Raw genomic sequence first — 12,411 nt, forward strand, 5'->3', positions numbered from 1 at the left:
GCGACAGGCCCGGATTGTCAGGCCGCTGCGGCAGCGGGGTGGTCCAGGCGCTGGATCAGCTGGGGCAGGAGGTCCAGGTCGATCTCGTAGTTGCCGAAGTACTCGCCCTCGCGCAGGGCCCGCGGCTGGCGACCCAGGCACAGGCACAGCCGCTGGCCCAGGGCCTGGGTGACCTGGGCATAGGACTCGTGGTGGGCCAGCTGCGGCCCGGCCAGCACGCCGATGCGCGTGCCCGGCCGGGCGAACAGGGTGTTGCTCAGGGCCGAGCCTTCCGGCGCCACGATCCACTCGGCCCCGCGCATCAGCGCCAGCTGTTCGGGAAAGGACAGGCCGTTGCAGTCCAGCACCGCAAAACCCTGGTCGCGGAACCAGGCTTCCACCGCGGGGCGGTTGAGCAGGCGGCGGTGCTGGGTGTCGGCCCGGCTCAGGTAGATCCGGCGGTGCGGGCTGTCGGGCAAGGCCGGCCAGCGCTCGGCCAGGCGGTGCAGGCAGGACGCCAGCCAGTCTCCGTCCATCACATGCCAGCCCACGCCGTCCTCGGCCCCGGGCGCCGGGCCGATGGGGTAGTACAGCGGTGAGGTCACCGCCCACAGCTCGTCCACCTGCAACGCCTGGCCGGGCTGCAGCACCCGCACCCGGTCCAGCCCGCCCAGGGCCAGCGCCAGCGAGGCCATGTGCTGCGCCGGCATCTGGGCGTCGACCAGCACCGTCACCGCCTCGAAGCCGGGCACGTCCAGGCAGGCCCAGAGCTTGGGGAACAGTTCCTCCAGCCAGTGCCCGTAGGCGAAGGAATGCAGGCCCAGCAACGACAGGGCCTGCGGCAGACGGTCCAGCCCCTCGCGGTCCGGCAGGGCCACCCGGCCGTCCCGGTGGGCCAGCACCGCGCCGTCGGTGCTCAGGTGGCAGGGCACGCGGGCGAGTTCATCGTCCTGGTGGTCCAGCAAGGCCACCTCGCCCACGCGGACCAGGTTGGACTTGCTGTGGACCACCGCACCGGGCAGGCGCACCAGGGCCATGCTGCGGCAGCGGTAGCGGCCCGCGGGCTGGTCCGGCGCCCCCACGGCGGGCAGAGGTGGCACCTCGACCTCCCGCCCCGCCGAGAACAGCGTTGCCGGCCAGCCCCGGGCCTGGGCGTGGGCCAGCAGGGGCTGCAGCGTGCACCAGCGGGCGCGCCAGGCACCGGGCTGGCCCAGGGCGGCCATCCAGGCCTCCACCAGGGCCTGCTCGCCCAGGGCGGCGGCCAGAGCGTCCTTGCCCGGCCGCAGGCCGTAGAACTGGGGCCGGGGCGCGAGCAGACCTTCGCGCAGCCGGGCCATGGGCAGCAGGGCCTCGGCCTGGGCGGCGCGCTCGGGCGGCCAAGGGTCGGGCCAGGATGGATGCATGCTCACGCCATGCGCGGCAGGCGGGTGGCCACCGCATCCCCGTGCCGCAGGCACCAGGCCAGTCGCCGGCCCAGGCGGTGTGCCTCCTCGGGCGTGATCTGCAGGCCCGAGGGCAGCTGGAGCAGGGTCTGGCCCAGGCGCTCGGTGACCGGCAGCACCGGCGGCCCGCCCGGGCGCGAGCGGTAGGGCTCGGCCTGGTGACAGCCCGGCCGGAAGTAGCGCCGGGCATAGACGTTTTCGGCCCGCAGCAGGCTCACCAGCTGATCCCGGTGCAAGGTGGCCGTGGGCAGCAGCTCCAGCACGATGTAATGGTGGCTGAAGGCCTGGCCCGGCTCGGGCTGCATCAACCGCAGGCCGGGTGCCTCGGCCAGCGCCGCGCCATAGGCCGCGTGCAGCTGCTGGTTGTGCACGCACAGGTCGTCGAAGTGATCCAGGTTGGCCAGACCCACCGCGGCACTGAACTCGTTCATCTTGGCGTTGGTGCCCACGCAGCGCACCTGGTCCTCGCCCGGAATGCCGAAATTGCGCATCAGGCGGATGCGCTCGGCCAGGGCCGCGTCACCGGTGGTGATGAGCCCGCCCTCCAGCGCGTTGAGCCCCTTGGTGGCGTGCAGGCTGAAGACCTCCACCGTGCCACGCGAGCCCAGCGGCCGGCCGGCGTGGCCGCAGCCCATGGCATGGGCCGCGTCCAGGATCAGCGGGATGCCGTGGCGCCGGGCGATGGCTTCCAGCGCCTCCACCGCGCAGGCACGGCCCCACAGGTGCACCGCCAGGATGGCGCCGGTGGCCGGGGTGATGCGACGCTCGACCTCGGCCGGGTCCAGGCCATGGTCGGCGTCGCACACATCGCCGAACACCGGCGTGAGCCCCAGCCACTGCACCGCATGGGCGGTGCCGATGAAGGTGAAGGCCGGCAGCAGCACCTCGCCCTGCACGCCCAGCGCGCGCAGCGCCACCTCCAGGCCCAGGGTGGCGTTGTTGACGGCGATGCAGTGCGGCACCTGCAGGCGCTCGCCGCAGCGACGCTCCAGTTCCTGCACCAGCGGGCCGTCGTTGGTGAGCCAGCGCCGGTCCAGCGCGCTCTGGATGCGGGCATGCACCTCGGCATCGGGCGCCATGCTGGGTCGGCCGACGTAAAGCATGCGGTCGAACAGCGGCGGCCCCCCGAGCAGGGCCAGATCTTCCAGCCGGGCGGGCTCGGCCGGCACCGGAGTCGATGCGGGAGGGCTGGGCATGGGCATCAGGCGGCAGCCTCCTGCCGGGCCAGCAACTGGCGGGCCGACTGCAGCGCCCCGCTGGCCTGCAGCTCGGCCCACTCGGGGGCCGCCAGCTGCTGCAGCGCGAACTCGGCCTGCAGGGCGGCCTCGCCCTCCAGCGCCGCCCAGCGCCGCCAGTGCCAGGCCGTGCCGGGCGGAAAGCGCTCCGGGTAGGCCGCGAACAGCGCCCGGATGTTGGCCACCTTGCGGGCAAAGCGCGGGCCGTGGCTGAACGGCAGGTGGGCCGTGACGATGTCCTGCGAGACCGCCCGCGAAAAAGGCAGGCCGGGCTGTCCTTGAGCGTCGTGGCAGCCCACGGCCAGGCTGCCCAGGTGGCGCGGGCGCACCGCGATCTTGGGCACCGGCACGCCGGTGATCCAGGGCGTGAGCGGATGGGTTTCCAGGTGCTGGCGGAATTCGGGAATGGGGCGGGCGAACAGCCACAGCCGCTCGTACACCGCCGGCGTGGGCGGCCAGGGCACCTCCAAACCGCCCGGGCCCAGCGCCACGTTGTAGCGTGGCACCTGGATCAGGTCCAGGGTCTCGTCCTGCCACTGCGCGCTGTCGCGCAGCCGGCCGGTGGCGGGCAGCCAGAACTCGTCGGCGTCCAGGTGCAGCACCCAGTCGGCCCGGGTGGCCTCGGCAATCTCGCGCTCGCGGGCATGCCAGACCGCAGGCTGGGTCTTCTCGTCCTCGCCCACCGGCACCAAGCGCAGACGCGGCCCCTGGTGGGCCTGCGCCCAGTCCAGGCTGCCGTCGGTGGAACCGGCATCGCGCACCACCACCTCGTCCACCCCGATGCCGTACAGGTGGCGCACGCAGTCGGGCAACAGGTCCCGCTCGTCCATCACGCCCACCACCGCCACAATCTTCATGTCGTCCCGATGCCTTCCCGGCCAACCGGCCGTCTGCGCATAGTGTAGGGGCCGCCCTGTCGACGGACCGTGGCATCCTGCGCACATCCCCCACCTCTTGTTCACGCCCGCCATGCCCGCTCCCGCCGCCGCCCAGCGCCCCCGTACGGTGGCGGTGATGCAGCCCTACTTCTTTCCCTACGCGGGCTATTTCCGCCTGCTGGCGCAGGCCGACGTGTTCGTGCTGTTCGACTGCGTGCAGCACCGCGCCCGCGGGCGCGTCCACCGCACCGAGGTGCCGGCCCCGGCGGGCGGACTGGAGTGGCTGACCCTGCCGCTGGCGCCGGCCGCACGCGAGACCCGCATCCAGGACCTGCGCTTGGCCGATCAGGCCGACACCCTGTGGGCGGAGCGTCTGGCACGCCACGCTGGCTGGGCCAAGGCCCGGGGCGAGGCCGCCGAGGCGGTGCGCGCCTTCCTGCAGCGCCCGCTGGAGGGCGCCCTGGTGGACCACCTGGAGGCCAGCCTGCGGCTGGTGGCGGGGCTGCTGGGCCTGCCGGCCACGCTGGTGCGCAGCTCCAGCCTGGCCATCGACCCGGCGCTCAAGGGCCAGGACCGGGTGCTGGCCATCGTCCAGGCCCTGGGCGGGCAGCGCTACCTGAACCCGCCGGGGGGCCGGGCGCTCTACGAGAACGAGGCCTTTGCGCGGCAGGGGCTCACGCTGGACTTTCTGCCGGACTACAGCGGCCCGCACCGCTGCCTGCTGCCCGCGCTGCTCGAAGCGCCGTCGCTGGCGGCCCTGCGCGCGGACGTGCACGCGCTGGACTGAGCGCTCGTCACAGAGCCGGCCGTCGGGCAGCGGCCTGCAGGATCCTCAGCTGACCGGCCGTCGGGCAGCGGCCTGCAGAATCCTCAGATGGCCGGCCGCCAGGCAGCGGCCTGCAGAATCCTCAGGTGGCCGGCCGCCAGGCAGCGGCCTGCAGAATCCTCAGGTGGCCGGCCGCCAGGCAGCGGCCTGCCAGTCGGCCCACAACGCCGCCACCTCGTCCGGCAGTGCGGCCTGGGCGTCGGTGGCCAGGTTCTGGTGCACCCGGCCCGGCCGGACCTGGGCCAGGGCCTGGGTCCACTGGGCTTCATCGGCCTGCAGACCCAGGACGGCCAGCACCGGCGCCAAGGTCGCGCGCGGCGCGGCCAGCAGGTCACTGTGCAGGATGACCGGCACGTCGGCCCGGTCCCGCCAGGGGGCCAGCGCCCGGTGGTGGGCTGCCCACAGGGCCAGGCCGTGGCGCAGGCTGCTGTAGCCGCCACGGGCCCGCAGCGAGCGGGCGACCGCCAGTGGGTGGCGCAGCACGATCAGACCCTGCAGCGCCGGGCACTGGGCCTGCCAGAAGCCGGCGGTGTAGCACAGGCGCGGGTCCTTGAAGGCCGCCAGCACGGCGCCTTCGGGCCGCGAGCGCCACAGGCCGCGCAGCCACAGCCGGGCCTGGGCCTGCCAGGCCGCGTCGTCGGCCAAGGCGGTGATGCGGGCCAGGTCGGGCGCGGTGTCGTCCCAGGCGGAGCCGGCCCGCTCGAGCAGGGCCTCGTCCAGGCCCATCAGGGCCGGATGCTCGAAGAAGCCCTCGGGGTTGTCGGGCTGCGGGCCCAGCAGCTCGTCCGCCGGCCCCAGCCAGACGCCCAGGGCCTGCAGCATGCCGGCCAGCAGCGAGGTGCCCGAGCGGTGCATGCCCAGCAGCGCCAGCCAGCGCGCCTGCGGCGGCAGCCCCTCGGCCAGTGCAGCCTGCACCGGTGCAGCCGCCAGCAGCGCAGGCTGGCGGGCACAGGCGGCCATGGCCAGCACATGGCCCGCCAGGGTGGCGTCGACCGGCAGGTCTGACAGGTCCTGGGCCGACAGGTCGGGGGCCACCGGGGGTTCGGGGGCGGCCGCCGGGGCCGGCGTGGGCTCCGGCTCGGCCCCCGCGGGCCAGGCCTGCCGCCCCTCCTCCCGCCCGTGGCGCAGGTAGTGGAAGAAGGGGTTCATGCCCGCCTCGCGCACGTCGGCGTGCCAGGTCAGGTAAGCCCGGGTGCTGAAGGCGGGGCTGGGGTCCAGCCCCTGCTCGGCGCCGCGGGTGAGGTAGTGGATGACCGGGTCGAGGCCCTGCTCCTCGGCAGGCAGCTGGGCGCGGTAGAAGGCGGTGTCCAGATGGTCGCGCAACAGCTCCACCATGAGCGGGTCGGCATGGGCGGATGACGCGGCCCCCGGGGACGGTTCAGGCGCCACCGGCGGCACAGGCTCTGCGACAGCCACCGGTGGGGCGACCACGGCCTCACCCGCATCGCCGCCCAGGGCGCGCAGATCGCCCAGCCGCAGCCAGTCCATGGCGGAGGCCAGCGCAAAGCCCTTCTTGCGGGCCGCCGCCTGCACACGCTGCCAATCGCCGTGCAACGTGGCGACATCCGGCACCGGCGAGCCGGCAAGCTCGGTGGGCGGCACGGGCCAGTCCAGGCCCCAGCGCTGGCGCAGCTGCCGGCGGTCTGCCGCATAGGTCCGGGCTACATGGGCGGCCAGCTCCGGCCCCACCCGCATCGCGCCGCGGAAGCCCGGCCGCAGCTTGGACAGCTCCATCAGCTCGCCCACCATGGCCGCCGCGTCCGTCGCGGGCAGCAGGGTGTTGAGCAGGCGCTTGATGAACAGCAGGTTGCCACTGATCGAGGGGTTGTTCTCGTAAGGCTTGCGCACGAAGCGGCCCAGATCGCCGCCCAGCCCCACCTGGGCGGCGAAGTCCAGCAGCATGTCCCCGCCCACCAGGCTGCGGCGATCGTACAGGCGCAGCGTCAGCTGGCCATGGCCGAAGACCTGGCCCCAGGTGTCGGCCACCTCGCTCAGGGGCTTGTGGGTGAAGTGGCAGAAGCTGGCGAAGCTGCAGGACAGGGCCGAGGCCTGGACGTTCTGCTGGTACCAGCTGGCCAGGTAGGCCAGGTGTTCGCGCAGGTAGAGCACGATGCGCACCGAATGCCCCTGCAGCAGCCGCGCCAGGTTGCGCGCCCCGCGCAGGCCCTGGGCGTGGAAGTCCTCGGAAGACAGCCAGACCCGTGGCAGGCCCTGCATCTCGGCCAGCAGGGCCTGGGCCACCGGGCTGGCGGTGGGATCGGCGTCGGCCTCGGGGCTGCCCAGCCAGGCCGACAGCCCGTGGTGGGCGGCACCTTCCCGCCCGGCGCGGGGGTAGCAGATGCCCTCGGCCCGCAGCGCATCGGTGTTCAGGGCCAGGAAGTCCTGGAGCGAGGAGGTGCCGGTCTTGTTCAGACCGATGTGGACGACGACGTCGGACATGCGGGAGCGGTCGCGTGAGAAGGTGTCGGTCAGCAAAGAGGCCGCGAAGAGGCCGGGCCGCAGGCATCATAGGCGAGCGCCGCCGTGGCCTGCCCTGCGCAAGCCCGTTGCTAGACTGCCCGCACCATGATCCTCTCGTTCAACCGCCAGTTCGCCTTTGTCCATGTGCACAAGTGCGCGGGCACGAGCATCGAGGTGGCCTTGGCCGCCCATCTGGCGCCCAACGACCTGGTGCTGGGCTCGACCCCGGGCGGCGAGCGGCTGCAGTCGGTGTTCAAGCAGGTGATCGGGCTGGACAAGCACGCCAGCGCGGCCCAGGCCCGCCAGTGGCTGGGGCCGCCGCGCTGGGCCCACTGGTACACCTTCGCCTTCGTGCGCCACCCGCTGGAGCGGCTGCGCTCGCTCTACACCTTTGCCCGCGGCTTGGCCGAGGCCCAGCCCATGGACGAGGCCGAGCGCCGCGTCTGGGAGGACGAGGCCCGCTGGCCCAACCGCCTGCCCTACCACTACGCCGCGGTGCGCGCGGCGGTGCAGAGCGAGACCTTCGACGCCTTCCTGTGCCACCCGCTGACCTGGCGCGACGCCGGTGCGCAGCCGATGTGGCGCAGCCTGTGCGACGAGCGCCAGCAGTTGCTGGTGGATTTCGTCGGCCATGTGGAGACGGCCGAGGACGACTGGGCCCAGGTGCAGCAGCGGCTGGCACTGGAGGCCCCGCTGGGCATGCACAACCGCAGCCGGCACAACACCGAGCTCACGCTGTCGGACGCGGCCTGGGCCCAGGTGCGGGCCCACTGCCTCATCGACTTCCAGCTGTTCGGCTACCCGGTGCCTGCCGCGCTGGCCAGCGAGCCCTGGCCGGCCCCGCCGCCCGAGAACGACGACGCGGCCGGGTGAGCCCGCCGGGCCAGCCAGCGCCCCAGACGTTCCTCGACCTCGGGCCGGTCCGATTGCATCCAGGCGGCCAGACGGCGCTGCAGCTGCACCAGCGGATCGTCCGAAGGCGTGGCCGGCGGTGTGGCGGTCGGATCGACCAGCACCCGCAGGGCTTGGGCCCACCCCTCCGGGCTGCCGGTCGGCCAGCGCCCTTCGTGCAGCAGGTGGAACGCCGCCAGCACGCAGCGCTGCCAGGCCGGCAGCGGCGCACGGCGCAGGGCCTGCCAGTCCTGGGCCGACAGGCGCAGCTTCAGCGAATAGCTGAAGCGCCCGGCACCGGCCAGGCGCAGCAGCACCAGTCGCTGGATCAGCGGCATCCAGGGCGCCGCGGCGGTCGGGTCCTGCAGCGGCTCGGGGCGCGGCAGCGCCAGACGGACCGGCTCGCCGGCCCCGGCGCCCAGGCTGCACAGCCAGGCCCCGGTCAGCACATCGCTGCGCAGCACCTCGGCGGCGTCCAGCGCCGGGCGGCCGGACAGGGCCTGGGCCAGGGTCCACAGCCCCGGGTCGGGCGCCCCGTCGGCCACCTGGCCCAGCAGGGCCAGCCAGCCGGCCGGGGCCGCCTCGGCACTGCGCGGGGCGGCCAGCGGCGGCAGCGGGCCCGTCAGCCGCAAGACGGGCGCCGCGTCCCGCCCCGCCAGCACCGCGCCGGCCTGCAGCCGCTGCGGCCAGTCCAGGCGGCCCGTGCGGGCCAGGTCGCGCAGCGTGGCCCCGGCATCGCGCCACAGGGGCTGGCCGCGGTGGGCGCGCAGGTAGTCCAGCGTGGCCGGCGCGGCCAGGGCCGCCAGCCGGTCCTGCAGCTGCGCCAGGGCCTGGGCCCGCCGGTCTTCGGTGAGCGCGGGAAAGAGGCGGGCAGCCAGCCCGGCCAGCGGTGCGGTGTCCAGATAGACCAGCCCCTCCCATCCGGCCACCCGGCCATCGGGCGCCCGGCCATGCACCGCCGGGCCGGCCAGCGGCACATGGTGCAGCACCGCCACACGGGGCGCCAGAAAGGCCTGGCCGAAGCGGCCGGGGCGGCGGGCCAGCACGGTCAACTCGCCCGGGATGCGGCCCAGCAGCTGCAAGCCGTGCAGGGCGCTGCCCTCGGTGAACACCAGCCGAGCATGCGAAAGGTAGGTGGCCAGCTGCTCGGCCAGCGGATGCTGCTCGGGCCGGTAGATGCGTGCGCCCAGGGCGGCGAAGAAGTCCTCCAGCGCGGCCTCGCCGACCAGGCCCTCGCCCACCCCGGCCCGGCTGACGAACAGCACGTCGCCGGCCGGCATGGCGGGCAACGTCGCCTGCCGCTCGACCAGCCGCGCCAGGTAGTCGGCCGCGGGCGGCGGGCCGCCCAGGCATTCGGCCTGCGGCGCCACCCACAGCGTGGCCACGCGGGTCGGGCGGTCCAGTACCCGCACACGCCCGGCCACGCCCAGATGTTCGAAGGCGGCCTGGATGAAGCCGGGCAGCGACTCGTCGCCCTGCCCCGGCCGCGTGACGTAGAGGATGGGCAGATCGGGCCGGGCCTGGGCGGCCGGCAGCAGGCGGTGGATGAACTCGGCCAGGAAGTGCCCGAAGTGGTTCACCAGGCAGCCGCCCCACAGGGCTTCACCGTCCAGGCGATCGATGGGCTCGCCTTCGCCCGGGGGCTGCGGGCAGACGTCCACCGGCGCGGTGCCACGCCAGTGGCGGGCCCGGCCCTGCCGGTCGAAGTCCGGGTAGAGCGGCCCGGCCTGGTGCACCGGCCCGCCGTGGAAGGCCGCGAACAGGGCCTGCACCGGCGCCACGAGGATGTCGGTGTAGGCCTGCAGCATCACCGGGTTCAGACGCCGAGGAACTCGGTCAGCATGCGCTCGACGCCGCTCTGCCAGGGCGGCAGGTGCAGGCCGAAGGCCTCGCGCAGGCGGGTGGTGTCCAAGCGCGAGTTGAGCGGGCGCTGGGCCGGCGTGGGGTAGGCGCTGGTGGGAATGGCCTCCACCGCCTGCACCTTCAGGTCCTGGCCGTGGCGCCGGGCCCAGGCGATCACATGCTCGGCATAGCCGTGCCAGCTGGTCTGGCCATCGGCCGCCAGGTGGTACAGGCCGGCCAGCTCGGGCCGCTGGGCCAGGGCGCGCAACGCATGGGCGGTGACGTCGGCGATCAGATCAGCCCCGGTGGGGGCGCCGATCTGGTCGGCGATGACGCGCAGCTGCTCGCGCTCGCCGGCCAGGCGCAGCATGGTCTTGGCGAAGTTGCCACCGCGCGCGGCGTAAACCCAGCTGGTGCGGAAGATCAGGTGACGGCAGCCGCTGGCCTGGATGGCCTCTTCGCCCGCCAGCTTGCTGCGGCCGTAGACCGACAGCGGGCCGGTGGGCGCGGTCTCGTCGCGCGGCTGCTCGCCGCTGCCGTCGAAGACGTAGTCGGTGCTGTAGTGGACCAGGGTGGCGCCCAGCTCGGCCGCCAATTGGGCCAGCGTGGCCGGGGCGCGGGCGTTGAGCAGCTCGGCCAGGGCCGGCTCGCTCTCGGCCTTGTCCACCGCGGTGTGGGCGGCGGCATTGACGATGATGTCCGGGCGCAGCATGCGCACGCTGCCGGCCAGCTCGCCCGGGTGGGTCAGGTCGCCGCACAGGCCGTCGTGCTCGCGCCCCAGGGCGATGACGCGGCCCAGCGGGGCCAGGGCGCGGCGCAGCTCCCAGCCAACCTGGCCGTTGGGGCCGAGCAGAAGGATCTTGGGCAGGGTCATCTCAGCGCGCTCCGTAGTTGGTGCCAACCCAGTCCTTGTAGGCCCCGCTCTGCACGTCGGCCACCCAGTCCGGGTGGTCCAGGTACCACTGCACCGTCTTGCGGATGCCGGTCTCGAAGGTCTCGGCCGGGCGCCAGCCCAGCTCGCGCTCGATCTTGCGCGCGTCGATGGCGTAGCGCCGGTCGTGGCCCGGGCGGTCGGTGACGTAGGTGATCAGGCGGCTGTAGGGGCCCGCCGGGTCCGGGCGCAGCTCGTCGAGCAGCGCGCACACCGTCTGGACGATGTCCAGGTTGGCCTTCTCGTTCCAGCCGCCGATGTTGTAGGTCTCGCCCAGGCGGCCACCGGCCAGCACGGCGCGGATGCCGCTGCAGTGGTCCTTCACGTACAGCCAGTCGCGGATCTGCTGGCCGTCGCCATAGACCGGCAGGGGCTTGCCGGCCAGGGCATTGACGATCATCAGCGGGATGAGCTTCTCGGGGAAGTGATAGGGCCCGTAGTTGTTGCTGCAGTTGGTGGTGAGCACCGGCAGGCCGTAGGTGTGGTGCCAGGCGCGCACCAGGTGGTCGCTGGCGGCCTTGCTGGCCGAGTACGGGCTGTTGGGCTCGTAGGGGTGGGTCTCGGCAAAGGGCGGGTCGCTGGGCTTCAGGCTGCCGTAGACCTCGTCGGTGCTGACGTGGTGGAAGCGGAAAGCGGCCTTGGCCTCGCCTTCGAGCGCGCCCCAGTAGGCCCGCGCCGCTTCCAGCAGCGTGAAGGTGCCTTCGACGTTGGTCTTCATGAAGGCGCCGGGGCCGTGGATGGAGCGGTCCACATGGCTTTCCGCGGCGAAGTGGACGATGGCGCGCGGGCGGTGGGTGGCCAGCAGTTGGTCCACCCGGGCGCGGTCGCCGATGTCGCCGTGCACGAAGTGGTGGCGTGCGTCGCCGTCCAGCGAGGCCAGGTTGGCGCAGTTGCCGGCGTAGGTCAGCGCGTCCAGGTTCACCACCGGCTCGGCTGCGGGGTCCGCCAGCCAGTCCAGCACGAAGTTGCTGCCGATGAAGCCGGCACCGCCGGTCACGAGAATCGTCATGGGTTCAAGTCCGGATCAGGTTCAGAGGTCACGAAGATCGCGCAGAGCGCCGGCAGCGGCGTCCTTGGCCGAGAGCTGCGGGGCCATGCCGATGTCGGGCCAGGCGATCGCCAGGTCCGGGTCGTCCCAGCGCAGCGCGCCTTCGGCCTGCGGGGCGTAGTAGTCGGTGGTCTTGTAGAGGAAGTCCGCGCTGTCGCTGAGCACCAGAAAGCCGTGTGCCAGGCCCGGCGGGATCCAGAACTGGCGGTGGTTGTCCGCGCTCAGCTCCACCCCCACCCAGCGGCCGAAGCTGGGGCTGTCCTCTCGGATGTCCACCGCAACGTCGAACACCGCGCCGGCCGTCACCCGCACCAGTTTGCCCTGGGCATGCGGGGCCTTCTGGAAGTGCAGCCCGCGCAGCACGCCCTTGGCCGAGCGCGAGTGGTTGTCCTGCACGAAGCTCACGGCGTGGCCCACCAGCGCGTTGAAGGCCTGGGCGTTGAAGCTTTCCATGAAGAAGCCGCGCGCATCGCCGAAGACCTGGGGCTCCAGGATCAGCACGCCTTCGATGTCCGTCTGGATCGCCTTCATGCTCAGAACACCTTGTCCTTGAGGATCTGCTGCAGGTACTTGCCGTAGCCGCTCTTGGCCAGCGGTGCGGCCAGCGCCGCGAGCTGCTCGTCGCTGATCCAGCCGTTGCGCCAGCAGATCTCCTCGGGGCAGCAGGCTTTCAGGCCCTGGCGCCGCTCCAGGGTCTGCACGAAGGCGCTGGCTTCGAGCAGGCTGTCGTGGGTGCCGGTGTCCAGCCAGGCGTCACCGCGGCCGAACTTCTGCACGTCCAGTTGTCCGGCCTCCAGGTAGCGCCGGTTCAGGTCGGTGATCTCCAGCTCGCCGCGCGCGCTGGGCCGAATGGCCTTGGCGTGGGCCACGACCTGTTCG

At 73.3% G+C, this 12,411-nt stretch carries 11 protein-coding genes; 2 read left to right on the top strand and 9 right to left on the bottom strand.

Translation table 11 applies throughout. From position 1 onward, the window contains the following. Window positions 1-17: 17 nt before the first annotated feature. Genes M0L44_RS12575 through M0L44_RS12585 form a run of 3 tightly spaced genes read right to left on the bottom strand, consistent with a single transcriptional unit; the run spans window position 18 to window position 3,513 of the window. Window positions 18-1,382 (bottom strand): glycosyltransferase family 61 protein, encoded by a 1,365-nt coding sequence (locus M0L44_RS12575; RefSeq protein ID WP_252770025.1) that lies wholly within the window; start codon window positions 1,380-1,382, stop codon window positions 18-20. A 2-nt stretch (window positions 1,383-1,384) separates the two neighbouring features. Continuing rightward, window positions 1,385-2,617, bottom strand: coding sequence for a DegT/DnrJ/EryC1/StrS family aminotransferase (locus tag M0L44_RS12580; RefSeq protein ID WP_252770026.1), 1,233 nt, complete (start codon window positions 2,615-2,617; stop codon window positions 1,385-1,387). Between the two features lie 5 nt (window positions 2,618-2,622). Then, window positions 2,623-3,513 carry a glycosyltransferase family 2 protein gene (locus M0L44_RS12585; RefSeq protein ID WP_252770027.1) on the bottom strand — a complete coding sequence of 297 codons (891 nt, stop codon included), beginning with the start codon at window positions 3,511-3,513 and terminating at the stop codon, window positions 2,623-2,625. Window positions 3,514-3,625: 112 nt separating this feature from the next. On the opposite strand from M0L44_RS12585, the gene M0L44_RS12590 reads away from it, so the two are divergent. Beyond that, window positions 3,626-4,321 carry a WbqC family protein gene (locus M0L44_RS12590; protein WP_252770028.1) on the top strand — a complete coding sequence of 232 codons (696 nt, stop codon included), beginning with the start codon at window positions 3,626-3,628 and terminating at the stop codon, window positions 4,319-4,321. A gap of 159 nt (window positions 4,322-4,480) precedes the next feature. Here the strand turns inward: M0L44_RS12590 and M0L44_RS12595 are convergent, their stop codons facing one another. Next, window positions 4,481-6,799 (bottom strand): sulfotransferase, encoded by a 2,319-nt coding sequence (locus M0L44_RS12595; protein WP_252770029.1) that lies wholly within the window; start codon window positions 6,797-6,799, stop codon window positions 4,481-4,483. Between the two features lie 126 nt (window positions 6,800-6,925). Here M0L44_RS12595 and M0L44_RS12600 point away from each other — a divergent pair, with 126 nt between their 5' ends. Then, the gene (locus M0L44_RS12600) at window positions 6,926-7,693 is read left to right on the top strand and encodes a sulfotransferase family 2 domain-containing protein (RefSeq protein WP_252770030.1); all 768 of its coding nucleotides are present in this window, start codon (window positions 6,926-6,928) and stop codon (window positions 7,691-7,693) included. On the opposite strand, the gene M0L44_RS12605 is transcribed toward M0L44_RS12600, so the two are convergent. From M0L44_RS12605 to M0L44_RS12625, 5 genes are all read right to left on the bottom strand, one after another. Further along, complete coding sequence (locus M0L44_RS12605) at window positions 7,618-9,519, bottom strand: glycosyltransferase 61 family protein (protein ID WP_252770031.1); 1,902 nt, start codon at window positions 9,517-9,519, stop codon at window positions 7,618-7,620. The genes M0L44_RS12600 and M0L44_RS12605 overlap by 76 nt on opposite strands. Before the next feature lie 8 nt (window positions 9,520-9,527). Next, a complete protein-coding gene (gene rfbD, locus M0L44_RS12610; protein ID WP_252770032.1) occupies window positions 9,528-10,427 on the bottom strand; it encodes a dTDP-4-dehydrorhamnose reductase in 900 nt (299 codons plus the stop codon). 1 nt (window position 10,428) lies between these two features. After that, complete coding sequence (gene rfbB / locus M0L44_RS12615; protein WP_252770033.1) at window positions 10,429-11,493, bottom strand: dTDP-glucose 4,6-dehydratase; 1,065 nt, start codon at window positions 11,491-11,493, stop codon at window positions 10,429-10,431. Window positions 11,494-11,514: 21 nt separating this feature from the next. Next, window positions 11,515-12,063, bottom strand: coding sequence for a dTDP-4-dehydrorhamnose 3,5-epimerase (gene rfbC, locus M0L44_RS12620; protein WP_252770034.1), 549 nt, complete (start codon window positions 12,061-12,063; stop codon window positions 11,515-11,517). 2 nt (window positions 12,064-12,065) lie between these two features. Beyond that, window positions 12,066-12,411, bottom strand: a 346-nt coding sequence (locus M0L44_RS12625; protein WP_252770035.1) for a sugar phosphate nucleotidyltransferase, incomplete at its 5' end; no start/stop codon positions are given.

Source organism: Ideonella oryzae (assembly GCF_024055665.1).
GTDB classification, from domain to species: domain Bacteria; phylum Pseudomonadota; class Gammaproteobacteria; order Burkholderiales; family Burkholderiaceae_C; genus Ideonella; species Ideonella oryzae.